At 52.5% G+C, this 25359-nt stretch carries 20 protein-coding genes and 1 pseudogene; 12 read left to right on the top strand and 9 right to left on the bottom strand.

Features of this window, described 5'->3' with window-relative positions:
* Positions 1-18: 18 nt before the first annotated feature.
* Both DXH47_RS05100 and DXH47_RS05105 read right to left on the bottom strand, forming a co-directional pair.
* Positions 19-1173, bottom strand: coding sequence for an MFS transporter (locus DXH47_RS05100; RefSeq protein ID WP_129032374.1), 1155 nt, complete (start codon positions 1171-1173; stop codon positions 19-21).
* Between the two features lie 185 nt (positions 1174-1358).
* The gene (locus DXH47_RS05105; RefSeq protein ID WP_129032196.1) at positions 1359-2570 is read right to left on the bottom strand and encodes a condensation domain-containing protein; all 1212 of its coding nucleotides are present in this window, start codon (positions 2568-2570) and stop codon (positions 1359-1361) included.
* 160 nt (positions 2571-2730) lie between these two features.
* Here DXH47_RS05105 and DXH47_RS05110 point away from each other — a divergent pair, with 160 nt between their 5' ends.
* The 3 genes from DXH47_RS05110 to brnQ all read left to right on the top strand — a co-directional run bounded on the left by DXH47_RS05110 (position 2731) and on the right by brnQ (position 5453).
* Entirely contained in the window at positions 2731-3255 is a 525-nt protein-coding gene (locus DXH47_RS05110; protein WP_318531344.1) for an acyl-CoA thioesterase, read from the top strand.
* Positions 3256-3343: 88 nt separating this feature from the next.
* A complete protein-coding gene (locus DXH47_RS05115; protein WP_129032198.1) occupies positions 3344-3991 on the top strand; it encodes an NAD(P)-dependent oxidoreductase in 648 nt (215 codons plus the stop codon).
* A gap of 112 nt (positions 3992-4103) precedes the next feature.
* Positions 4104-5453 carry a branched-chain amino acid transport system II carrier protein gene (gene brnQ / locus DXH47_RS05120; RefSeq protein ID WP_225423503.1) on the top strand — a complete coding sequence of 450 codons (1350 nt, stop codon included), beginning with the start codon at positions 4104-4106 and terminating at the stop codon, positions 5451-5453.
* Between the two features lie 687 nt (positions 5454-6140).
* Here brnQ and mnmG read toward each other — a convergent pair.
* The 6 genes and pseudogenes from mnmG to rpmH all read right to left on the bottom strand — a co-directional run bounded on the left by mnmG (position 6141) and on the right by rpmH (position 12213).
* Complete coding sequence (gene mnmG, locus DXH47_RS05125; protein ID WP_129032200.1) at positions 6141-8051, bottom strand: tRNA uridine-5-carboxymethylaminomethyl(34) synthesis enzyme MnmG; 1911 nt, start codon at positions 8049-8051, stop codon at positions 6141-6143.
* A gap of 137 nt (positions 8052-8188) precedes the next feature.
* On the bottom strand, positions 8189-9583 hold the full coding sequence (gene mnmE, locus DXH47_RS05130) for a tRNA uridine-5-carboxymethylaminomethyl(34) synthesis GTPase MnmE (protein ID WP_170954955.1): 1395 nt from the start codon (positions 9581-9583) through the stop codon (positions 8189-8191).
* 181 nt (positions 9584-9764) lie between these two features.
* Positions 9765-10589: pseudogene (gene jag, locus DXH47_RS12135) on the bottom strand (RNA-binding cell elongation regulator Jag/EloR).
* Between the two features lie 159 nt (positions 10590-10748).
* Positions 10749-11582 carry a YidC/Oxa1 family membrane protein insertase gene (locus DXH47_RS05140; RefSeq protein ID WP_170954956.1) on the bottom strand — a complete coding sequence of 278 codons (834 nt, stop codon included), beginning with the start codon at positions 11580-11582 and terminating at the stop codon, positions 10749-10751.
* A gap of 2 nt (positions 11583-11584) precedes the next feature.
* Positions 11585-11941, bottom strand: a complete 357-nt coding sequence (gene rnpA, locus DXH47_RS05145) for a ribonuclease P protein component (RefSeq protein ID WP_129032204.1) — start codon at positions 11939-11941, stop codon at positions 11585-11587.
* Between the two features lie 137 nt (positions 11942-12078).
* On the bottom strand, positions 12079-12213 hold the full coding sequence (rpmH, locus tag DXH47_RS05150; RefSeq protein WP_083484058.1) for a 50S ribosomal protein L34: 135 nt from the start codon (positions 12211-12213) through the stop codon (positions 12079-12081).
* 535 nt (positions 12214-12748) lie between these two features.
* Between rpmH and dnaA the strand changes: the two genes are divergently transcribed.
* The 9 genes from dnaA to rpsR all read left to right on the top strand — a co-directional run bounded on the left by dnaA (position 12749) and on the right by rpsR (position 23546).
* Complete coding sequence (gene dnaA / locus DXH47_RS05155; protein ID WP_129032206.1) at positions 12749-14104, top strand: chromosomal replication initiator protein DnaA; 1356 nt, start codon at positions 12749-12751, stop codon at positions 14102-14104.
* A 240-nt stretch (positions 14105-14344) separates the two neighbouring features.
* Entirely contained in the window at positions 14345-15484 is a 1140-nt protein-coding gene (gene dnaN / locus DXH47_RS05160) for a DNA polymerase III subunit beta (RefSeq protein ID WP_129032208.1), read from the top strand.
* A 629-nt stretch (positions 15485-16113) separates the two neighbouring features.
* On the top strand, positions 16114-16341 hold the full coding sequence (gene yaaA, locus DXH47_RS05165; RefSeq protein WP_129032210.1) for a S4 domain-containing protein YaaA: 228 nt from the start codon (positions 16114-16116) through the stop codon (positions 16339-16341).
* The gene (gene recF, locus DXH47_RS05170) at positions 16341-17486 is read left to right on the top strand and encodes a DNA replication/repair protein RecF (protein ID WP_129032212.1); all 1146 of its coding nucleotides are present in this window, start codon (positions 16341-16343) and stop codon (positions 17484-17486) included. Before yaaA ends, recF begins: the two co-directional genes overlap by 1 nt.
* Positions 17487-17506: 20 nt before the next feature.
* Positions 17507-19453 (top strand): DNA topoisomerase (ATP-hydrolyzing) subunit B, encoded by a 1947-nt coding sequence (gene gyrB, locus DXH47_RS05175; RefSeq protein WP_129032214.1) that lies wholly within the window; start codon positions 17507-17509, stop codon positions 19451-19453.
* Between the two features lie 90 nt (positions 19454-19543).
* A complete protein-coding gene (gene gyrA, locus DXH47_RS05180; RefSeq protein WP_404820009.1) occupies positions 19544-22036 on the top strand; it encodes a DNA gyrase subunit A in 2493 nt (830 codons plus the stop codon).
* A gap of 312 nt (positions 22037-22348) precedes the next feature.
* A complete protein-coding gene (gene rpsF / locus DXH47_RS05185) occupies positions 22349-22645 on the top strand; it encodes a 30S ribosomal protein S6 (RefSeq protein ID WP_129032218.1) in 297 nt (98 codons plus the stop codon).
* Positions 22646-22685: 40 nt separating this feature from the next.
* Positions 22686-23276, top strand: coding sequence for a single-stranded DNA-binding protein (gene ssb / locus DXH47_RS05190; RefSeq protein ID WP_129032220.1), 591 nt, complete (start codon positions 22686-22688; stop codon positions 23274-23276).
* Between the two features lie 30 nt (positions 23277-23306).
* A complete protein-coding gene (gene rpsR, locus DXH47_RS05195) occupies positions 23307-23546 on the top strand; it encodes a 30S ribosomal protein S18 (RefSeq protein ID WP_129032222.1) in 240 nt (79 codons plus the stop codon).
* A 558-nt stretch (positions 23547-24104) separates the two neighbouring features.
* Here the strand turns inward: rpsR and DXH47_RS05200 are convergent.
* Positions 24105-25289, bottom strand: a complete 1185-nt coding sequence (locus DXH47_RS05200; RefSeq protein ID WP_129032224.1) for a metal-dependent hydrolase family protein — start codon at positions 25287-25289, stop codon at positions 24105-24107.
* Positions 25290-25359: the final 70 nt, after the last annotated feature.

Genomic DNA, 25359 nt, shown 5'->3' on the forward strand with positions numbered 1-25359 from the left:
AGGCCCGTCACACTAAGCTTAATCGGTCACTTCTTCGGTGTTCAACCGTTCCGGTTCGCCGATGACCAGGTGCCCCAGGACCGCGATGATCAAGAAGACCAGCGCGACGCCGCAGACCCCCAGCCAACCGGCGTGGCTCCAGGCCCAAGTCGCACTCAAGGTCCCAATCGAACCGCCTAGGAAGTAGCTGAACATGAAGACGGAATTGTTCCGGCTACTTTCCTTGCGGTTCAAGGACTGCACGATGGCCTGGTTAGACACCTGGCTGAACTGGGTCCCCAAGTCGAGCAAGACGATGCCGACGATGAGGCCAATCATCCAGGTCCCTAACAGCCAAAAGATGACGAAGGCCACGCCCGAAAAGATCATACTCAACCCAATCGTCAGTTTCGGGGAACGCTGGTCGACCATAGTCCCAATCATTGGCGCCGCTAAGACCCCAGCGATACCTAATAGCCCCAATAAGCCGGCTACGTTACTACCCAGGTGGTATTTGGCCGCCAGATAAAAAGCCAACGTCGACCACAGGACGTTGGACATCCCAAAGAGGCAAAAGCCGTTGATAGCCGACCCCCGTAAGGCCCGTTGTCGAGCGAACAACTTCGGTAACGTCCGAATGACCGGCCAGTATTGCAAGTCCTGGTGCCCGCGTTCATCGTGGGGCAACGCGTAGTGAACGATGACCAAAAAGACCAGGTCAATGACCGCCGCAATCAGATAGATGTCTTGCCAGGGTAACCAACTACCCAGCAGGCCACTAAACGACCGCGACAACAAGATTCCCGTCAAGAGTCCACTCAAGACGATGCCCAAGACCTTGCCCCGTTGCAGCGCCGGGGCTAAATAACCGGCGTAGGGAATGATGATTTGTGGCGCCACCGAGGTAATGCCGACTAACGTGGTCACCACCGCAAAGACGCCCGCGTTGGGGGCCCAATAGGCCAATAATAAGGAAACAATGGATAACCCAATCATAAATTGAATCAAATGATAGCGGTCAAAGATGTCCCCCAACGGGACGATCAACAAAAGTCCGAAGGCGTACCCAAGTTGGGTCACCATAGCGAGCGCCCCGACCACCGACTTGGCCAGGCCGAAGTCCGTGGCAATCAAGTTTTCGATGGGTTGAATAAAATTCAGATTGGCCACGATCACCCCGGTCACGACCGCCATTAACAAAATCTTTTTTCGCGATAACGTTGCTGGTTCTTTCACTTCCAATCCCTCCTACATTAAGTAGTGTAGCCTTTTGGAAGCAAAATGAAAACACCCAGTGAGGCCGGTTCAGCTTGGGTTCTCAGTTGCGCCATAAAATGATGACAACAAAAAACTGGCCACCAAATCGTGACCAGTTTAATCTAAGCGCCCCACTGTGTCAGCTGAGTCTCCACGTTTTTTAAAATTTTAATCCCTAATTGATAGTCCGGTTCCGAACCCAGCATCCGAAAGGCTAACGTCCAGGCGTCCTGGTACCCGCTAACGGTCAACTGAAAGTACGGCATGGCTTGGTAAGCTCCCGCGAAGTAGACCTGGGCGACCCGACTCCCCGCAAATTGCAAACGAGTCTGATCGATACGGCCGAAGTTCGCAAAGGAGATGCGGGCAGTCGGTTGGTACTTCCCGGCGAGACGCCGGACGATTTGCGGGGGCAATGCCTGGCTCATCCGGTTGATTTCCACCAATGGCGTTAAATAAGCCAAGTGGGCGTGGTAGTCCGAGAGCGTATCTTGGACCCGCTGTGCCACCGTTGCTAAGGTATCGTAATCGTTGACCCGAATCGGCAACGGCATCTCACTGGTCAGATTAGCAACCTGGACCACGTTGACGGCCGCAACCGGGCCGTGTAACCGCAGATCCACTTGGTAGGGAATCACCAGGTTGTGGTTCCCAGTCAGGGTGAACAGCGCTAACGCATACGCAGCTAGGAGTACCGCGTTTTGCGTCACGCCTTGTGCGCGAGCCTTCCGTTGTAACCGTCGCGTCTCTAAGCGCGAAATCACGGTTTCCCCATGGTGGTGATGCACGTCACCGTGCATTGCCGGAAAGGTCTCGCCGGCACTCGCCGTCGCTTTGAGTTCGGGGAGGGGCCGGTGGGGATGCCGCAAATAACTCACGATACGCCGGCCGCTCCGTTCGTTGACGAAATGAGTCAGGTCATCCCCGGCATAAGCCGCCGACAACAGGTATAAGTAGTGTTTGAACCCCTCTTCGTCAGTCAACAACCGACTCATGGAGAGGCGCACCCGGTCGTAGCCCTGGTGATGAATCACCTGGATCTTCAGTTGCGGCCCCGCGAGCACATCTAAGCGGGCGCGCTCTGGATCGTGACTGGCCGGATACTCCTCAATAACCGGTTGCCGCGCCGCGTGGTTGGGGACTTCGAATCGATTCCAAGTGATGTTATACCGACCCGTAATCTGGGGCACCACACTTTGGGTGGCTTGTACGGCCTGCCGTAAGCGCTCAATATCGATTGGCTGCGTTAAGCTCAAAGTACACTCCAGTAACGGCCGAATCTGAGTCAAGTTTAACGTTGGCATTAAATCTAACGGTTCACCATGATAGTTCACCCTAATCACCCCTCAATTCTAACTGCCCTCAGTATAGCAAAGCCATTTCCTAACCGTCCTTAAAGTTGTTGAGTTATTGTGAAAAATTAATAATCCTGTAACTTAAGGTCCCCACCCGGACAACTCTGGTAGAATGAATGCGTATCTGATACTTTACGAGGTGATTAATTTGTCTATCCAACCCATTTCTTGTAACCAAACCCTGGCCGTCGCCACCCATCGTATTTTTCCACCCGACCTGAATGAACACCAAACCGTTTTCGGGGGAAAACTCCTGTCCTTAGTGGATGACAGTGCCTCCGTGGCTGCCGTCCGCTTGACCCACGCCAAAGTCGTCACGGCATCTTTGGACCACATCAACTTTTTGGTTCCCTTCCAACTCGACAATATTATCTCCATGGAAGCCTACGTCAGTGGGACCGGTCACCGGTCACTGGAAGTCTTTGCCAAGCTCATCGGGGAAGACCTGATGACTGGTAAACGCTTCTTGGGTTTCACCTGTTTTCTTACCTATGTCCTGTCCACCCCACAAGCTGCCAGCTTACCCACGGTCAGACCCGTGACTAAAGAACAACGCTACGTCTGCGCCGGCTACCTGCAACGTTACCAGGAACGGCAAGCCCAACGTGCATCGGAACAGGCACTAATCAATCACGTCAACCTGGATTCTCCGTTTCAGCCTTAATGTTCCACGTGAAACATCCCCGCTAATCCCTTGGTTTTCGTTGGGAAAGTCACTATACTTATCGTGACGTCAAAAGGAGGAGTTTTTGATGAACATTACCATTATTGGAGCCACCGGAATGGCCGGTTCCGCCCTGGTTACCGCCGCATTGCAGCATGGCCACTCGGTCACCGCTATCGCCCGGTCCGCCGAAAAGTTGGCGCAACTGCCTCAAGACGAACATCTGACCACCCGCGCGCAGGACGCCTTTGGCCTGACGAAAGCCGACCTCAGCCACAGTGACGCGGTGATTGACGCCTTTGCGACCGCGCCCGCACAAGCCTACTTGCACGTGGATCTCGCCGCCCACTTAGTCGCCCAATTGCGGGAGACCACTAGTCCTCGGCTGGTCTTCATCCTGGGCGCCGGGAGTCTCTTGACCGGTGCGGACCACCACCTTTTCGTCCACGACATCGAGCAGGACCCCAATGCGGCCGCCTTTGTCGCCGTGCCTCAGAACCAGCTTGCCGAGTTGACCTTCCTGCGGACCGTGACTAACGTCAACTGGGTCGGCGTTTCCCCGGCCGCTGACTTCCATGCCGGAGACGCGCAATCCGCACTGTACGGGACCGACGAGTTACTGAAAAATGACCAAGGCAAATCAGAGACCTCAGCCGGGACCATGGCCGAAGCCATCATTGCCGAACTCGAAACGCCCAAGCACCATCAAGTTCGCTTCACCGTGGCCGATAACTAGCTTAATGTTAAAAAAAATTCGACGCTAGTCCCATTTGGGGCTAGCGTTTTTCAATTATTTTGCTAAGATAGTAGGGGTTTTACATGTCAAATCATAGAAAGTTGCGATTATTTTGAAAACTCGTCTCACCTGGCGGGAAACTGGGTTCATCGGCACCATGCTCTTTGGCTTGTTCTTCGGTGCCGGCAACCTGATTTTCCCCATTTACCTGGGGCAACAAGCTGGGAGTCACATTTGGGCGGCTATCCTGGGCTTGTTGCTGACCGGGATTGGGCTCCCACTGTTGGGGGTCACCGGGATGGGGTTGTCACGAAGCGAAGGCGTCTTTGCCTTGGCCAGCAAGGTCAACCGGCCGTTCGCCTATGGCTTCACCATCGTGTTGTACCTCACGTTGGGTCCCTTCTTCGCCATCCCCCGGTTAGCCACCACCTCGTTTCAAATCGGGGCCGTCCCCTTCCTCAACTCTGGCAGTCAGACCTGGGGCTTGGCCCTTTTCTCGGTGGCCTTCTTCTTGGTCGCCTGGTTGCTGGCCCGGCATCCCGGGAAACTGATGACTTACATCGGCAAATGGCTGACTCCCCTCTTTTTAATTTTACTTGCCATCATCATCGGCGCGGCGTTGCTGCACCCCATGGGGCCGTTAAGCGGCCCCACGCGAGGGGCTTACGCCACTAGTCCGGTGCTCAGCGGTTTCACCGAAGGTTACAACACCATGGATGCCTTAGCGGCGTTAGCCTTTGGCATCGTGGTCATCGACACCATTCGCTCGCTAGGGGTCACCGACCCGCGGCAAATCGCCCAAGACACCATCAAGGCGGGGACCATCAGCATGCTTTTGATGGGCGTCATCTACACTTTGCTGGCATTGATGGGGACCATGAGTCTGGGACATTTCGCCGCCGCGGCCAACGGCGGCGTGACGCTCGCTCAGATTGCCCACTACTACTTTGGATCGTGGGGAAACGGCTTATTGGCCTTACTGGTCATCATCGCTTGCCTCAAAACGGCGATCGGTTTGATTTCGGCGTTTGGGGATACCATGCACGACCTGTTCCCCAAGCTTCCCTATAACGCGGTGACCGCCTTTGCGGCTATCCTGCCCTGCCTGTTCGCTAACGTCGGCTTGACCCGCTTGATTGCCTATTCGACACCGGTCTTGATGTTCTTGTATCCATTGGCGATCGCGTTGATCATCTTAGCGGTCCTCACGCCACTATTCGGGAGTTCCCGGATTCTTTATAACGTGACGATCCTATTCACACTGCTCCCCGCGATTGGGTCTGCCGCCGGTTCCTTACCCGCCAGTTGGCAAGCAACTGGGTGGTGCCAAGCCATCCTCACGGCCAACGACTACCTGCCCTTAGCTGCCAATGGTTTTGGCTGGGTGGTCCCGGCTATCTTAGGCCTCATTATCGGTCAAGTAGCCAGTCACTTGTATCGGGCCAAAACGTCCACCGACTAAACACTACACAAAAAGCGACACCCCCTCACCGGGTGCCGCTTTTCTTTTGGGATGACCTGACACCCTGCTCACAGCGGGGTGTCAGTAACGGTGGGCTGACCGTGGCTGAGGGGACGCTCACGGTCCACCACAACTCATCAGCCCACCTAGAGCATCTACCAAAGATTATCCGTCACACTTAACCGAATAAGCCTGAACCTAACGTTGTTCAAATCAGATTAGGTCCATCTTTAGTGCTACTCCTCCTCATTTATGACTACCTACAGTGAACGGGTCACCAGCGACCAATCAAGCCCCGTGGCTTCGCTGGCCTGCCTAACGTTTTAAATGACCATCAACTGTCACGCCGCGAGCGGGAGGTTATCCCCGTTAACCGTCACCGCCTGAGCTATGTAACGTTAGGCCACACACCAGCGTAATCGGGTGTCCTCAACGTTCACTGTACGGCTTAGTTTAGCAGGCTAAATTATGATTTCGGTCTCTTTATTGTAAAGTTTTTGTATATCTGTCACTCTGCTATCATAATTTTGTTATTAATAATAAGATTCAAGCAGGCACCACCCTTTTTTGGCGCCCCACATAACGTTGGTTGTCGTTTTTCGCTCCCCACCCCTTATCCAGACTAAACCAACCAAAAAGGCCCAAGCAACAACGTGTTGCTTGGGCCTTTCAGTAATTCACGTTTCTTTAGTTGACCTTAGCGATTTTCCCCTGTTCGATATAAACGCTCAAGATAGCGATGTCGGCGGGGTTGACCCCACTGATTCGACTGGCCTGGGCCAGCGTCTCCGGTTGAATCTTCTTCAACTTCTGGTGCGCTTCGGTCGCCAGACCGTCGATAGCGTCGTAGTCAATCTTATCTGGGATTGTCTTGGCTTCCATCCGCTTCAACTTAGCCACGTTGGCTTCGGCCTTCTTGATGTAGCCAGCGTACTTCAAGGAAATCTCGATTTCTTCAACGATGTGTCGGTCCAACGGGTGTTCTGGTGCCGGAATGAACTGCGATAAGGCTTCATAGTCCACGTATGGGCGCCGTAAGAAGACCGCTGCCGTCACACCGTCTTGCAACGGCTTATCCCCATGGCTGGTGATAAAGGCGTTGACCGCGTCGTTAGGCTTGATGCGAATCTTATTCAAGCGGTCAATTTCGGCCTGAATCGCGGCCTTCTTGTCGAGGAAGGCTTGGTACCGGTCGTCACTGATCAACCCCAGCTCATGGCCCTTTGCCGTCAACCGCAAGTCAGCGTTGTCGTGCCGCAAAATCAAGCGGTACTCAGCCCGGCTGGTCAACAGCCGGTAAGGTTCGTTGGTGCCCTTGGTCACCAAGTCGTCGACCATCACACCGATGTAAGCGTCCGACCGCTTCAAGGTGAAGCCTGGCTTGCCTTGTGCCCGTAAACCGGCATTGATACCGGCTAACAAGCCTTGGCCCGCCGCTTCCTCGTAACCGGACGTCCCGTTGGTCTGACCGGCCGTAAACAGGTTCTTTAAGACCTTAGTCTCCAACGTTGGTCGCAACTGGTATGGCGACACGACATCATATTCGATGGCGTAACCCGGGCGCATCATTTGGGCGTCCTCGAGCCCCTGAATAGAGTGCAAGATCTTCTGTTGCACTTCTTCGGGCATCGAGGTCGATAACCCCTGAACGTACCATTCATCGGTGTGCCGGCCTTCTGGCTCCAAGAAAAGCTGGTGGCGCGGCTTGTCGGCAAACCGGACGATCTTATCCTCGATTGATGGGCAGTACCGGGGGCCGACCCCTTCAATCACACCGGTAAACATCGGCGCGCGATTGAGGTTTTCGCGGATGATTTCGTGAGTCTTGGTGTTGGTGTAAGTCAACCAGCAAGACAGTTGGTTCTTCAGTTTTAAGTAAGCACTGTCTGGCGTGGTGAAACTGAAGTGGTTCGGCTGTTCGTCGCCGGGTTGCTCCTCGGTCTCATCGTAGTGGATGGTGTTGCCATCCACCCGCGGCGGGGTCCCGGTCTTGAAGCGTTCCAAATCAAAACCGTACTTCGGCAGGTTGGCCGTTAGCTTAGTCGCTGGTTGCGAGTTGTTCGGGCCCGACGAGTACATCAGTTCACCGATAATAATCTTCCCCCGCGCCGCGGTCCCGGCTGCGATAACCACGGCCTTGGCCCGATAGCTCGCGCCGGTGTTGGTGATGACCCCTTTACACTCGTCGTCTTCCACGATCAGATCATCGACGATACCCTGACGTAAGGTCAAGTTAGGTTCTCTTTCCAAGGTATGCTTCATTTCCGCGTGGTAGGCATGCTTATCGGCCTGCGCCCGTAAAGCGCGGACGGCCGGGCCCTTACCAGTGTTCAACATCCGCATCTGCACATAGGTCTTGTCGATGTTTTTCCCCATCTCGCCACCTAACGCGTCGATTTCCCGGACCACGATTCCCTTGGCCGGGCCCCCGACCGAGGGGTTACATGGCATAAAGGCGACCATATCCAGGTTGATCGTCATTAACAACGTCTTGTTGCCCATCCGGGCGGCCGCTAGTGCGGCTTCACTGCCGGCATGGCCAGCACCCACGATGATGACATCGTAGTCCTCACCGGGGTATTGTTTTACTTCCGTCATGGTTTCTCTTTCCCTCCATACCTGGTTTTGGACTTCTCCGCCGCCAAACGTTCATTCCTGTTAATAACTATTTTTAACTACAGTTGTCCACTTGGGGATAACTTTTTAAAAATTTCGTTATCCACCGGTGGATACTTTTATTTGCCGAGGCAGAACTGGCTGAACAATTGGTCCAACAATTCGTCTTGGTAGCTGTCACCCGTGATTTCACCCAGTAAGTCCCAGGCGTGGGTCATGTCGATTTGGACCAGGTCCACTGGCATCCCCATGGCAATTCCGTGCTTAACGTCGTCTAACGCCTGGCTAGCCTGGTGTAACAACCCGATGTGCCGGGCGTTAGTGACCATCACGTTGTTTTGTGATGACTCGATGCCTTCGTTGAAGAACAGGTGAGCGATGGTACTTTCCAGCTCGTCCATCCCCGTACGCTTCAGGATCGACGTCTCAATCAACGGACTCTTGCCAGCCGCTGCTTTGACCGCCGCCAAATCAAGCTTGGCAGGTAAGTCGGTCTTGTTCAAAATCAAGATGCGTTGGGTATCGGCCGTGGCTTTCAACAGCTCCTGGTCTTCCGCCGAGAGCGGTTCGCTGGCATCCAAGACCAGTAGGACCAGATCCGCCGTATTGATGGCCTTGCGCGAGCGTTCCACCCCAATCTTTTCGACCTTATCGGTGGTGTCGCGAATCCCGGCCGTGTCAATAAGTTTCAACGGGACGCCCTTGACGTTCACGTATTCCTCGATAACGTCCCGGGTGGTTCCGGCCACGTCAGTGACGATGGCCTTATCTTCGTGCAACAGATGGTTAAGCAGACTACTCTTGCCGACGTTAGGCCGGCCGACGATGGCCGTCGCCAGGCCTTCCCGCAAGACTTTCCCTTGCTTGGCCGTGGCCAATAAGGTCTTGATCTGGGCTTGGACTTCCGTGGCCTTTTCCAAGAGCATCTTGGTGGTCATGGTCTCTACGTCGTCGTATTCGGGGTAATCAATGTTGACTTCGACCTGGGCTAAGGCATCCAAGATGTCTTGGCGCAGGTGGCGAATCAAGTGGGACAGGTCTCCGTCCAACTGGTTCAAAGCCACCTTCATCGACTTGTCAGTCTTGGCGCGAATCAAGTCCATCACGGCTTCAGCCTGCGAAAGGTCGATCCGACCGTTTAAAAAGGCCCGCTTGGTGTACTCACCAGGTTCCGCTAAGCGTGCACCGTAACTCAAGCACAGCTGTAAGATGCGGTTGGTCGCCACGATCCCACCGTGACAGTTGATTTCAATGATGTCTTCTTTGGTGTAGGTCTTGGGCGCCCGCATCACGGACACCATGACTTCATCGACTTCTTCATCATTTTCCGGGTCGATAATGTGCCCGTAGTTGATGGTGTGACTCGCTACTTGGCGCAAGTCTTTACCCTTAAACAACTTCTCAATCACGTCAAAGACCGCGTCGCCGCTTAATCGAATAATGGCGATGCCGCCTTCACCAGGCGGAGTCGAAATTGCCGCAATCGTATCGAATTCTGTGGTCGTTGCCATCATGATCCTCCCTTTGTTTTTCAAGTCAACTACCCTGGCGTGTCATTTAACGCCATAAAAAAAAGCACCTACTCCACGCCACCTAACAGACGCGGATAAAGTACTTTCACTACTTTATCGCAAACTTGATAAGAATGATTATCTTCACTATAAGGTGCTTTGCCAAATTTGTCAAACCCAACGTTTAGGCCGGTTCAATCACTACCGCGCGGTGGGGTTCCTTGCCCGCCGAGTAAGTCGTCACGTAATGGTTGCTGGCCAAAGCGGCGTGAATCTGCTTGCGTTCAAACGAGGGCATCGGGTCCAGATAAATTGGCTTGCCGGACGCCACCACTTCACGGGCGGTGTTATCGGCTAAACGGGCCAAGGTGGCTGCCCGGCGCTCGCGATAATCCGCGACGTCGAGTTCGACCATCACGTGAGCTGCGCCATGATGGTTCAAAAAGAGTTGCGCTAGACTCTGCAACGCATTGATGGTGCGACCGTGTTTACCGATCAACAACCCTTCCTTGTCGGTCGCAAAGGCGACTCGAACCTGCCGCCGCGCGGGGTGCTCTACCGTGACGGTCGCTTCGATACCCAGCTACGAAACGATGGTCGTGACGTAAGTCGTCAGAGCCTTGATGGCGGCTTCCCGGTTAGTAGGCGTTGTTGCGTCGTGGGCTGGCTGCACCTTAGGCGTCGCCGTATCGTGAGCTGGTTGCGATGCCGGCTTGGTTGAGGCCGATGCCGGGGTGGCTGCGGGGCGCACCGCTGCTTTTTGGGGTTGAGAAGCCGTGGCGGCGGGGGGCGTCTGGGAGTGGACCGGCTGTTTGGCCGGTTGAACCGCCGGCGCGGGTTGGGCGGCCTTCAGTTGAACGTCCACCTGGGCGTCACGCCGCCCGATGCCTAGCCAGCCCTTGCGCGCCGTTCGGACCACCTTCACCGTTACCTGGTCGCGCTTGGCCGTCAAGGTCGCCAGACCAGCCGCGATTGCGGCCGCTTCCGTTTTCCCCGTAAAAATCGTCATCGTGTCTTCCTCCGTTCTGCATTTCAGTCAATTGCTAGTATACCATTCTCCGGCTTCAACGCCAGGTTAAACCTTAACGGGCACCAATCCTGCCCCGCGCATAAAAAAACCGCTCAAGCCCAAAACAGCTCAGCGGTTAAAATGCATTTAAGTTCCTGACTATTTACGACGACTTTGTTTGGCTTTCCGAATGGCCCGGCGAATCGACCGATCATGTTCGGCTTTCGCCTTTTCCTTCTTTTCCCGCTCGGCATTAATCTTCCACGGGTTTTGAATCAAGAGGGTTTGCCCCACTTGGAACACGTAGGAAATCGTCCAGTAAAGTGAGATGGACGAGGCAATGTTGAGGGCGGTGAAGAAGACGACCACCGGCATCCCGACGATCATCATGGTGTTCATCGAGCTAGTTTCTGGCGCCGATTTCGTGGTCAGCCAAGAACTGACCAACGTTGCTAAGGCCGCCAACACCGGCAAGACAAAGTACGGGTCCTTGTGGCCCAGTTGCAACCACAAGAAGTCCCCGGACCGCAAGACTGAGGTCCGCCAGATGGCTTGATACAACGCCCAAATAATGGGTAACTGAACGAGCATTGGTAAGCACCCCATCAACGGGTTAATGCCCGCCTCGGCGTACAACTTCTGCTGTTCAGATTGTAATTTTTGGACCGTTTCCCGATCCTTCGATGAATATTTTTTCTGTAAGGCCTTGATCTGGGGTTGAATCTCTTGGGTCTTCCGCATACTGCGTGTTTGGAAGATCATCAACGGTAACAGGATAATCCGAATGATAACGGTAAAGAGGATAATCCCGATGCCGTAGCTATGGCCGAAGAAATGAGACAACCAGATAATCGCCCGCGAGAAGTTCAAGACGATTAACCCGTCCCAAATCCCCGTACTTTGATTAGTGATTGGCTTATTGCTACAAGCCGAGAGAAGCAACACCAGACTCACGATACCTAACATTAGTAGGGTGCGTCTGTACTTTTTCACAGTTATTCCTCACTATAGTTGGAATCTAGCAATTGCGCCAGCTTGAGCACGTGAATCATGCTCTTCTTGGCATCCGCCATCGAAATTCCGTCTGCTCTGGGCCGGGCGATCACGAGAAAGTCCACATCTTGTTTCAAGAAGGGCTTCAACTCGAGAAGGCTCTGCCGGATTCGCCGTTTGACCCAGTTACGATGAACGGCGTTTCCAATTTTCTTGCCGACCGAAATGCCGACCCGAAAGTGCTTTTGCGCTGGCTTAGCCATTGAGTACACCACAAACTGCCGATTAGCGACCGAATTTCTGGTCTCAAAGACCTGCTGGAATTCCGCTTCTTTCTTAATGCGGTAAGATTTTCGCATGGTGCATCTCCAAAACTTTAACGATCTAATGATCGAAATTGACTGCCAGCCGGCTGACTGGCACAAACAGTCCGAGGGGCATTGGAGTCCCAGTACCGACTCAGATAAAATAAAAAGACCACTGAACCTTCAGCGGCCTATGCAGACAATACTTTACGTCCTTTTTGACGGCGACGTGCTAAGACGTGACGGCCGTTGCTAGTACTCATCCGCTTGCGGAAACCGTGTACACGTGAACGGTGACGCTTCTTTGGTTGGTAAGTGCGCTTCATCGTGACACCTCCTTATAACTTATTTTTGATTGGTTGCTTGGTAGGTACCAAACAGACTAAATGCATTTCCTGACTATATTAGCATAAAACCTGCTGAATGGAAACCAGAACTTCCGATTTTGCCCAAAAACTTCTCCCCAATTTAGCTCGCCTTATGCACAATTGCTGTGGATGGTTTCGGGGACGGCAAAAAGTTATCCCGGACTTACCCACCAAGTTATCCACCGAATCACAACGTGTGCATACTCAATTTTTGTGGCCTGTTCAAAATGTGGATAACTTGTGAAACACGCAACGTAATAATGTTTCCCAACATTTTGGGTCTGTGGATAACTGGGAATAACTTTCTAAATCCACAGAAATCAGCATCCTGTGGATAACCGTTGTCAACCGCCTGTGAAACAATTAGTCACAGGTCCCATTTACCTGTGGAAAACTTTTTTTCGGCATGCTACACTAAAGATACGTTTTTCAGGGTCCCCTACTCGACTAGGGGTGCCTGTCATTAATTTTTTCAGTGAGGGGGATCCCATTAGTGCCAGATATGTCAACTTTATGGACTGATATCCAAGAGTCGTTCAAACAGAGCTACTCGAAAACGTCCTACGCGACTTGGATTGCTTCCGCCAAGCCCGTTTCTCTGGTGGGCAATAAACTGACGTTGGAACTGCCGTCACCCCTGCATCGGGATTACTGGACCAACCAACACTTGGACCAGCAGCTCGTCGAATACGCTTATCAAGCCACCCACGAAGACGTTCAACCCGTGTTGATTCTCGAAGGTGAGCGCCAGCAACAGGCCACCTTAAAGGCCCAAGCTGACCCGGACGCGACCGACAATCGCGAACCCACGCCCACTTTTATGAAGGAAACGACGTTGAACCCCCGCTACACGTTCGACACGTTCGTAATCGGCAAGGGCAACCAGATGGCGCACGCCGCCGCTCTGGTGGTCTCCGAAGAACCCGGGGTCATGTACAACCCGCTGTTCTTTTACGGGGGCGTCGGATTGGGCAAGACCCACTTGATGCACGCCATCGGGAACAAGATGCTAGAAGATCATCCCGAGACCAAGGTCAAGTACGTCACCAGTGAAGCTTTTACCAACGACTTCATTAACGCAATTCAGACCCGGACGCAGGAGCAGTTCCGTCAAGAGTACCGCAACGTTGATTTGTTACTCGTCGATGATATTCAGTTCTTTGCTAATAAGGAAGGAACGCAGGAAGAATTCTTCCATACGTTCAACACGTTGTATGATGAAGGCAAGCAGATTGTCTTAACGTCCGACCGCTTGCCTAACGAGATTCCAAAGCTCCAGGACCGTTTAGTCTCGCGCTTTGCGTGGGGGCTCTCGGTGGATATCACGCCACCCGACCTGGAAACGCGTATCGCCATCTTGCGCAACAAAGCCGATGCCGACCAAGTCGACATCCCTGACGACACCCTCAGTTACATCGCCGGGCAAATCGATTCTAACGTCCGTGAACTCGAAGGCGCACTTGCCCGCGTCCAAGCGTACCACCGTTTGATGCGCCAACCCATCACGACCGATTTGGCCGCTGAAGCATTAAAGGGCTTGAATTTAGCTCACGCCGAAACCACAGTCACGATTCCCGTGATTCAAAATCGGGTGGCGGACTACTTTAACGTCTCGTTGAAGGATCTTAAAGGAAAGAAACGCAAAAAAACAATCGTGATTCCGCGCCAAATTGCCATGTACCTCTCGCGCGAACTGACCGATTCGTCGTTACCGCGGATTGGTAACGAGTTTGGCGGCAAAGATCACACCACCGTCATCCACGCGTATGATAAAATTACCGCATCGTTAAAAACCGATCCCGACCTGCAAAAAGACATTGCCGATTTGAAGGAAGAATTGCGGCATTAACGACCAATTATGCAGCCCTAGATTCTGTGGTTAACAACCCAATCAAAGTGGCCCTGTGGATAGCAGGTGGATAACATTGCTGGTTATCCACAACTTTTCCACAGGTCACTTTGTTAATTCACCGCATGTTCCGCACGTTTATCCACACTATCTACAGGCCCCACTACGACTACTGTTTTTTCTTTTAATTAAGTTAACCCCTCGTCTCGAGGGAGTCAGATAAAAGGAGTGTCATTCCGTATGCAATTTACGATTAACCGGACAGCGTTTGTCAAAGAACTCAATAACGTCTCCCGGGCTATTTCTTCGAAAACTACGATTCCGATTCTTACTGGTCTGAAAATCGTCGCGAGCGACGCGGGCTTATTACTAACCGGGTCGAACGCCGACATCTCGATTGAAAGCTTGATTCGGGCCGATGATCCCGATAACGGCCTCACCATAGATGATCCCGGGGCTATCGTCTTGACGGCGCACTTCTTTAGTGAAATCGTTAAGCGTCTCCCTGAAAAGACCATGACGGTTGCCGTGAAGGATGGCTTCCAGACCGAAATCACTTCTGGAACCGCCGCCTTCAACATCAACGGTCAAGACGCGAACAATTATCCCCACCTGCCCGAAGTCGATGCTGAGGACTCCGTGGTGTTATCCGGCGCTGTTTTCAAAGAATTGATCAGTCAGACCGTTATTGCGGTCTCCACCCAGGAAAGTCGCCCGATTCTGACTGGGGTGCACTTCGTCTTGAACGATAACCAATTCTTAGCCGTGGCGACCGATAGTCACCGGTTGAGCCAACGGCAGATCGAATTACCACAACCGACCGACGCCAACTTTGACGTGATCATTCCCGGTAAGAGTCTGACCGAACTGTCCCGGATGATCGGTGACGGCGACGAGGACGTGAAGATGCAGTTCTCCGAAAATCAGGTGCTCTTCTTATTGGGCGACACCTCGTTTTACTCCCGGTTACTCGAAGGTAACTACCCTGATACATCGCGGTTGATTCCGAAGACGGCGTCCACCACGGTGGAAATTGAAGCGCCCGAACTCTTGGCCGCCGTCGAACGGGCATCGTTACTGTCTCATGAGTCCCGCAACAACGTGGTCAAGCTGACCCTGAAGCCGACTTCTAAGACGGTCACCATCTTTAGTAACTCACCGGATGTCGGGAACGTTGAAGAAAACTTGACGCCTAAGGATATGGACGGCGCCGACTTGGAAATCTCCTTCAATCCGGATTACATGAAGGATGCATTGCGTTCCTTTGGCCAAAGTGCCATCCGCGTGGCCTTCACGTCCCCGTTGCGACCATTTACGTTGGTCCCAACAGAGGACACCAGCAACTTTATCCAGTTAATCACCCCAGTGCGGACGTTCTAAAGCGCCTGACTGGTCCAACACTGTGGAAAACGTGCACCCCAATTGGGGTGCACGTTTTTTGTTGTCCACAAGTGTGGGGATAACTCAGTTAGGCCGCAGCTTAATCACAGGTGGATAAAATTTCTTGGAAGTTAGGCCGAGTTATCCCCCAATCTGGGCATAACTACGGCGTTTTGGGGATAAGTCTTTGGGGGCGTAAGTGATGGGCTAACGCCGGCAGTTTTGCTGGTGCCAGCAGTCTGACTAAAGACGAAAGCCACCCCACGTTCCGTTAGGTTCGTCAGTTTGGGGCATCGATTATTAGTCCTAACCGCTTGCTGTAAGCCGGCAAGCGGTCTAGTTTTGGACGCGCTGATTGGTGGAAAATCGTATAACGTTTTACTATACGGGATTTTTTCGTAATTGCGTGCGCAACGGTTTCACAAATGAAATTATTTTGAAAATCGAACGAAAAATGGGCCAATTCTGGTAGACGGCGTTGAAATGGCCTCTGAGCAGATTTACCCGTTTTATAGCAAAAATATCAAAAATGCGACCAACGGACTCAGAGCGCTGAAATCAGATGGTTCGCCTGTACTTTTCGCTAAAAAGCGGTATAATATAAGTAAAGATAATGAAGGGGTGAAGTTGTGAAAAAAGCGGTTTTCATTGAGACGCCCTACATGACACTAGGTCAGATGCTCAAGGAAGAATCCATAATCAGTACAGGCGGTCAAGCCAAGTGGTATTTGCGAGAAACGACCGTAATGGTCAACGACGAGCCGGATAATCGGCGTGGTCGCAAGCTCTACCCGGGTGATACGGTGGCCGTCCCTGATGTCGGATTATTTTTTATACGCTCAAAGCAGGGTGAATAATGTATTTGCAAGAGTTGCAGCTCCAAAACTTTCGAAATTACGCGTCGGCGGATCTGCACTTCGGTCGCGGAATTAACGTCCTTTTAGGAGCCAATGCTCAGGGAAAGACCAACCTCTTAGAGGCGATTTATGCGTTAGCGTTGACGCGCAGTCACCGGACCGCTAACGACCACGACCTGATCAACTGGCAGGCCAAAACGGCCCAGGTAGCGGGACGCGTGGTCAAAGGCAGCGGCACGACGCCGTTAGAGCTAACGTTTTCCCGGCAAGGTAAACGCGCGAAAATCAATCACTTAGAACAGGCCCGCTTGTCCCAATACGTGGGTCAGCTCAACGTGATTTTATTTGCGCCGGAGGACCTGGCCATCGTCAAAGGGGCGCCGACGGTTCGGCGGCGGTTCATGGACATGGAATTTGGCCAGATGAACCCGCGGTACCTGTATAACCTGAGTCGTTACCGGACGCTACTGAAGCAGCGCAACCAATACCTAAAGGATTTACAGCACCACCGCCAACACGACCAGTTGTTTTTGGACGTGTTGACCGACCAATTGGCCGCGTACGGCGCTGATATTATTCATCAGCGGTTGGTCTTACTCCAACGCTTGGAGCAATGGGCGCAAACGATTCACGCTGAGATTTCGCAACACCACGAAACGCTCACCTTTCATTACGCGACGCAGGTGGCCGAGACGGCGTTAACGGATTCCAAGACCATTTGTGATGCGTTGACGGCGTTGTACCACAAGCAACGAGACAAGGAGCTTTATCAAGGGACGACCTTGGTGGGGCCCCACCGCGACGACTTACGCTTCCAGGTCAACGACAAGAACGTCCAGACCTTCGGCTCGCAAGGGCAACAGCGGACGACCGCGTTAAGCGTCAAGCTAGCGGAAATTGAACTGATGAAGGCCGAGACGGGTGAGTACCCCGTCTTACTACTCGACGATGTGTTGTCCGAACTGGACGATGCCCGCCAGACCCATTTACTCACGGCCATTCAAGACAAAGTGCAAACGTTTATAACCACCACCAGTTTGAGCGGGGTGACCCGCAAGCTGATTACCGACCCGACGATCTTTCACGTTGAGGCTGGTACCGTGGTGGCCGATACTGCGGCCGACGATTCAGCGTCGACCGAGTAGTCTGTAAGGAGGATTAGACAGTGGCTAATAACGAAAATGAAACCAAAGAAGAACGCGCCCGCGAATATGACGCCAGCCAGATTCAAGTCCTAGAAGGGCTGGAAGCCGTCCGGAAGCGGCCCGGGATGTACATCGGAACCACGAGTTCCCAAGGCCTGCACCATCTGGTCTGGGAAATTGTGGATAACGGGATTGACGAGGCCTTGGCGGGCTTTGCCAACGCCATTCACGTCACGGTAAAAAAAGATAACAGTATTACCGTGACCGATAATGGTCGGGGGATTCCAGTCGATATCCAAAAGAAGACTGGCAAACCCGCTTTGGAGACCGTCTTTACGATTCTGCACGCCGGGGGGAAATTCGGCGGTGGCGGGTACAAGGTTTCTGGTGGACTCCACGGGGTCGGGGCTTCCGTCGTGAACGCTCTGTCGACCGAACTGGACGTCCAAGTCGTTCGGGATGGCAAGCGTTACGCCATGGACTTCACCCGCGGCCACGTCAAGACGCCGATGCACGTCACGGAGACCGGGTTGCCAGAAGAAAAGCACGGGACCTACGTGCACTTCTTACCAGACCCGTATATTTTCCAAGAAACCACGACCTTCGATATTCAGACGTTGACCACCCGGATTCGGGAACTGGCCTTTTTGAACAAGGGGTTACGGATCACGATTCGTGATGAACGCCCCGAGACCCCGACCGAAGAGGATTTCCTCTACGAAGGTGGGATTCGCCACTACGTCGATTACCTGAATAAAAACAAAACGACGTTGTTTGAACCCCCGATTTACGTGGAAGGGGAAGAAAACGGCATCACCGTTGAAGTGGCCCTCCAATACACCGAGGACTACCACAACAACTTACTGACCTTTACCAACAACATTCACACCTACGAAGGTGGGACCCATGAAGAAGGCTTCAAGCGAGCCTTGACGCGAGTCGTCAACGACTATGCGCGGCAAAACAAGCTGATGAAGGATAGCGATGCTAACCTGACCGGGGATGACGTGCGTGAAGGCTTAACAGCCGTCGTTTCGGTCAAGCACCCGGACCCACAATTCGAAGGGCAGACCAAGACCAAGCTGGGGAACTCCGATGCGCGGACCGCGGTGGACCACACCTTTGCGGACCACTTCATGCGCTTCTTGATGGAACACCCCGACGTAGCGCGCAAGGTCGTCGACAAGGGGACCTTGGCGTCTAAGGCGCGGGTCGCTGCTAAGCGAGCGCGGGAAGTCACCCGGAAGAAGAGTGGACTCGAAATCAGTAACCTGCCCGGTAAATTAGCGGACAATACGTCCAAGGACCCGGAAATCTCCGAATTATTCATCGTCGAAGGGGACTCTGCCGGTGGATCCGCCAAGCAGGGCCGGTCGCGATTGACCCAAGCCATCTTGCCGATTCGGGGGAAGATTTTGAACGTCGAAAAAGCCTCGATGGACCGCATTTTAGCGAACGAAGAAATCCGCTCGATGTTTACGGCCATGGGGACCGGCTTCGGCGACGATTTCGACGTCTCCAAAGCCAACTACCATAAGTTGATTATTATGACCGATGCCGATGTCGATGGGGCTCATATTCGGACGCTGTTACTGACGTTGATCTACCGTTACATGCGGCCGTTACTCGATGCCGGCTTTGTCTACATTGCCTGTCCACCGTTGTACCGGGTCCGCCAAGGGAAGTTCCAACGCTACATCGATTCGGACGAAGAATTAAAAGCCATCTTAGGCCAATTGGCCCCGTCACCGAAGCCGCAGATTCAACGGTACAAAGGGTTAGGTGAAATGGATGCGGAACAACTGTGGGACACGACCATGAACCCCGAAAATCGGCGGCTCTTGCGGGTCGACTCACAGGATGCCATCAACGCTGATCAAGTTTTCAGTATGTTGATGGGCGATAAGGTGGCGCCACGGCGGCAGTTTATCGAAGATAACGCCACGTTTGCTGACCTCGATGTTTAGCGTTACGCGGAAGTAGGAACGGAGGATAAGAATTTGGCTGATCAAGATTTTACCCACACGCGAATAACCGATGTGGATCTTTCAAAAACCATGCGGACATCGTTTCTGGACTACGCGATGAGCGTTATCGTGGCCCGGGCTTTGCCTGACGTGCGCGATGGACTCAAACCGGTTCACCGGCGGATTTTGTACGATATGCATGAACTGGGCATCACGCCCGACAAGCCCTTCCGGAAATCGGCCCGGGTGGTCGGAGACGTTTTAGGGAAGTATCACCCCCACGGTGATTCGGCGGTTTACGAATCGATGGTGCGGATGGCACAAGACTTCTCCTACCGCTACATGTTAGTTGACGGTCACGGAAACTTCGGGTCCGTCGACGGTGATGGCGCCGCAGCCATGCGGTATACCGAAGCCCGGTTGAGTAAAATCGCGCTGGAAATGCTGCGCGACATCAATAAAGATACGATCGATTATCAGGATAACTACGATGGCAGTGAACGCGAACCCGTCGTGCTCCCATCCCGGTTTCCGAACCTCTTAGTGAACGGGGCGTCCGGAATCGCCGTGGGGATGGCGACGAACATTCCGCCCCACAACTTGAGCGAGGTCATCAGTGCGCTACACATTTTGATGAACAACCCTGACGCCACGTTGGCGGAATTGATGGAGGCCTTACCGGGTCCCGATTTTCCAACCGGCGGGATCGTCATGGGTAAGGCGGCCATTCGCCGGGCTTACGAGACCGGTAAGGGGACCATTACCTTACGGGCGAAGGTCGACATCGAAGAAGAAAAGAACGGTAAGCAACGCATCGTGGCCACTGAGATTCCATACATGGTCAACAAGGCTAAGCTGATTGAACGCATCGCCGAACTGGCACGAGACAAACGTATCGAAGGCATCACCGATGTCAACGATGAGTCTGACCGGACCGGGATGCGGATTGTTATTGATGTCCGCCGGGATGCCAGCGCCGAAGTCATTTTGAACAACTTGTACAAGATGACGTTGATGCAGACTTCCTTTGGCATCAACATGCTGGCCATTGTGGACGGCGCGCCCAAAGTGTTGGGCTTAAAAGCCATCTTACAGTACTACCTGAAATTCCAGCTGGAGGTTATCCGGCGGCGGACGGCCTTTGATTTGAAGAAGGCCCAAGCGCGGGCCCACATCCTGGAGGGGCTCCGGATTGCGCTGGACCATATCGATGAAATCATCACGATCATCCGCCAATCCCAGACCTCGGAATTGGCCAAGAACCAGTTGATGAGTCGGTTCAGCTTGTCGGACAAGCAATCGCAAGCCATTTTGGACATGCGGTTGGTTCGGTTGACGGGACTGGAACGTGAAAAGGTCGAAAACGAGTACAAGAACTTGCAGGCATCCATCACTGATTACAAGGCCATCTTGGCGTCCAAGGACCGCCAACAGGAAATCATCTACCAAGAATTACTCGACATTCAAAATAAGTTTGGTGACAAGCGCCGGACCGAATTGATGGTCGGGGAGGTCTTGAGTATCGAAGACGAAGACCTGATTGCCGAAGAAGACGTCGTGGTCTCCTTGACCCATAACGGGTACATCAAACGGTTGCCAACCACTGAATTCAAGGCCCAAAACCGGGGTGGTAAAGGAATTCAAGGCATGGGCGTTCACGATGACGACTTTATTGAACACTTAGTCGCCACGTCTACGCATGACATGTTGCTATTCTTTACCAACACCGGGAAGGTCTACCGGATGAAGGGGTACGAGATTCCCGAATACGGGCGCTCGGCCAAAGGCATTCCGGTCATTAACCTCTTGGGAATCAATACTGATGAACACGTTCAAGCTGTCATCAACGTGGCCAATTCCGGTCAAAATGACGACAACGACTTGTTCTTCACCACGGTCAACGGGACGGTCAAGCGGACGCCCGTGGCTGAATTCGCCAATATCCGTAGTAACGGACTGAAGGCGTTGAACCTGAAGGACGGCGACGAACTAATGAACGTGGCTATTATTCAGGAAACGGCCAATATCATCATTGGAACGCACCAGGGTTACGCGGTTAGTTTCTCGGCATCCGCAGTTCGGTCCATGGGGCGGTCAGCGACCGGGGTCCGGGGCATTCGCCTGCGGGACAACGATTACGTCATTGGTGCCAGTGTCTTGAAACCAGACGACCACGTCTTTGTCATTTCCGAAAAGGGTTACGGCAAGCAGACGCCGGCCAGCGAGTACCCGATTAAGGGTCGTGGCGGAAAAGGTATCAAGACCGTCAACGTATCCGCAAAGAACGGGCCGTTAGCGGGTCTGACCACGGTCAACGGCGACGAAGATATCATGTTGATTACCGATAAAGGGGTCATGATTCGCTTCGGGGTCGCCGACGTTTCCGTCACCGGCCGGGCGACATTGGGGGTTCATCTGATTCGCTTAGGTGAGGACTCGAAGGTGGCCACGATGGCCAAGGTCGCTAAGGAAGACGACACGCCGGATGACACGACGGAAAAGTCGACTGATAGTGATTCAGCAGACGCACCGGTGGCTAAGTCCACGCCAGATACGCCGACGGACGACGATTCTGAAGCTTAATTGAACAGTATGCTGCTTGGGTTGGACCACGGGGTCGATCACGAGAAGCTAAGGGATGTGGAAAGGTAATCTTTCCACGTCCCTTTTTTAAGTGCAATTAGTTTGGCTGGGATTTGCGAAGTCGGAAAAAATCCCGGTTCAACATCGGAGTTAAGCGTGTATCGTTTTTCACCCCCATCGGTCGGCCCCGATTTGCGTCACCCCGTTTTTTATGCTATACTTCTAGCTTGTGAGTATCTGGCTTACGCTAGTGACTCTCCTTGCTTCCACAATCTGGTGGAAGCCTGAAGTCCATAAGGAGGTGTACGATTCATGGAAACTACGAAATACGAAATTACCTACATCATTCGTCCAGATCTTGACGACGCTACTAAGACTGCCTTGGTAGAACGTTTTGACAAGATCGTGACGGACAACGGTGCAGAAATTATCAGTTCTAAAGACTGGTCTAAGCGTCGCTTCGCTTACGAATTTGGTGGCTACAACGAAGGTATCTACCACGTCGTAACGTTGAACACTGACAACGACACGCCTTTAAACGAATTCGACCGTTTATCCAAGATCAATGGCGATATCTTACGTCATATGATCGTTAAGCGCGAAGATTAATTTTAACCTTAACTTTTAACTTGAGAGGAGTTATTCAGCAATGATCAACCGAGTAGTACTTACTGGCCGACTAACACGGGATGTTGAATTACGATACACCCAAAGCGGTGCTGCTGTTGCCACTTTTACTTTGGCCGTTGATCGGCGGTTCACCAACCAGCAAGGTGAGCGGGAAGCTGATTTCATTAGTTGTGTGATTTGGCGCAAGTCCGCGGAGAATTTTGCCCAGTATATGCACAAAGGATCTTTGGTCGGCATTGAAGGCCGCGTTCAGACCCGGAACTATGAAAATCAACAGGGCCAACGGGTCTATGTGACCGAAGTGGTCGTCGAAAACTTTTCCTTCTTGGAACCCCGCAATCGTAACCGTGGGGCTCAAGGTGGCAATAATTACGGCACACCTGCGAATAATGCTCCTCAGACTAATCAATCGCAAAATACCAATCCGTTCACGAGTGGGAACCCGTCGAACGCCCCACAAGGGAATCCAAATTCCGCTGCGCCAACGGGCAATAACGCCCCGGCTAACGGCAACCAGAACAATAACGGGAACAATGGCAACAACGCCAACGACCCGTTTGCAAACACTGGCGATTCGATTGACATTTCTGACGATGATTTACCGTTCTAAAAAACTAACACTATAAGGAGGGACTTATCCATGGCAGGACAACGTCGTGGCGGCCGTCGCCGTCGTAAGGTTGACTTCATCGCAGCCAACCACATCGAATACATTGATTACAAAGACACTGACTTATTACGTCGGTTCATCTCCGAACGGGGCAAGATTTTACCTCGTCGGGTCACTGGTACCAGTGCCAAGAACCAACGGAAGTTAACTATTGCTATCAAGCGTTCACGGATCATGGGCTTAATGCCATTCGTTAGCGACGAAGGTTAGCATGGAAAAGGAATCACTCAATCGAGTGATTCCTTTTTTTTGCCACTTATCCCCAAAAACGGACGAGTTATGCACAGCTTTTGGTGTATAACTACCATATTTGGGGGATAAGTCAGTGATTTCCCCTAAATATGGGGGCAATTGTGTGTAAATATACAAATCAGCGGATAGACTAAGAGCTGTAAAAATTAAGCTATGAAAATGGTTAAACTTAAAGTTAATTTAGTGAAATAACCTCATGCGGTTATGCAATTCAAAGGCTAGGTGATAAATAGCCTGAGTTATCCCCATCTTATGGGGATAATGTGGATAAAACTGTGCATAACTTGGTGCGTGATAGCGGGTTAGATTCCCTGGATGACTGGCGCCGATAAATTAGATTAAATCGACTAAACCAGCTATTGTGGGGTAACTTAACTGGATTTTTACACGGAAATTTTAAGGAATTCAAGCTATGAGTTCCTTTTTATTCTCTTCTTAGTTGTGGCGTTTCAATTGTTAATTTACCCTTCTAAAAATCCCCCTGAGCTTGAACTCAGGGGGATTAGTTGGATCGGATTAGAATTCACGCTGGCCGCTCAGATAAACTTGTTTATCATCCTGGACGACGTTAGCAGTGTCTGCTAAGGGATCTTTCTTAAGAACTTGGAAATCTGCAAATTTACCAACCTCAAGGGTCCCGTAATCATCTGCGACGCCTAAGAGTTGAGCAGAATTTAGGCTGGAGCATTGGTAAGCTTGAGCCGGGGTCATTCCTAACTTGGTCAGTAAGCCAAATTCTTCCGGAGTTTTGTCGAACCCGTTGTAGGGGGTCCCAGCGTCGGTCCCACAAGTGAACTTTACCCCAAGTTTGAAAGCTCGGCGCATGTTGACGTAGGTGTCGTCAAGGGCGTCAGCAGCTTTTTTGACTTCCCAATCGGGGAGTTCGCCTTTGCCAAATTCTGGGATGACCCATTCAGCGATTAAGGTCGGGGTCAGATAAGTCCCTTGTTTAACCATCTGTTTAGCTTCATCTTCGGTCACGTAAAAGCCGTGTTCCACCGAGTCGACACCAGCGTCGAGAGCGTTTTGAATGCCTGGGTTTCCTTCGGCATGGGCGGCAACCACGCGACGCTTGTGGTGGGCTTCTTCGACGGCGACGTGCATTTCGGCCGCCGAAAGCTGGGCGTCTTCCATGAAGTCGTTCGGCGTCATGACGCCACCAGTTGCCATGACTTTAATACTTTCAGCCCCATTCTTAAAAGCGGTCCGGACGGCTTTGCGCATTTCGTCGGGTGAATCAACGGCATGGCCACCGTGTGGTGAATCGCCATGGCCCCCGGTCATCGAAAAGGCCATTCCGGATGTTAGCATGTGCGGGGTATGGGGAAGTTGCCCACTTTTCTGAAGTTTTTTTAGTTTGACGTCGACGTCATAATCGTTCCCACAGCCCCGGGTGTAGGTGACGCCGGATTTTAGAAGGGCTTGGAGGTTCGTCCAAGCGAAGACGGCGGTTTCGGATTCAGAATTATCACTGCCGTTCAAAGCTAAGGGATTAGCCGAGACGTGGGTGTGAACGTTGAAGAAGCCAGGCATGACATATTGGGCGTGCAGGTCAACTTGAGTATCAGCAGTGGCGGGTGTTCCTTGTCCCCGGTCTACCAAGCGTCCCGTTTCGTTATCAACGGTGAACCAGGCGTCGGTTAAATTTTGATCGGTCGTGCCATCAAATAAGGTAAAGTTGAAAAATGTGGTTTTAGTCATTGTAAAGTCCTCCTAAAATTAAGTTAAGTCTGGTGTAACAGAGGCATCACCTCGATTCCGGATGCTTGTT

It is taken from the genome of Levilactobacillus suantsaii (genome assembly GCF_004115745.1).
Taxonomy (GTDB): domain Bacteria; phylum Bacillota; class Bacilli; order Lactobacillales; family Lactobacillaceae; genus Levilactobacillus; species Levilactobacillus suantsaii.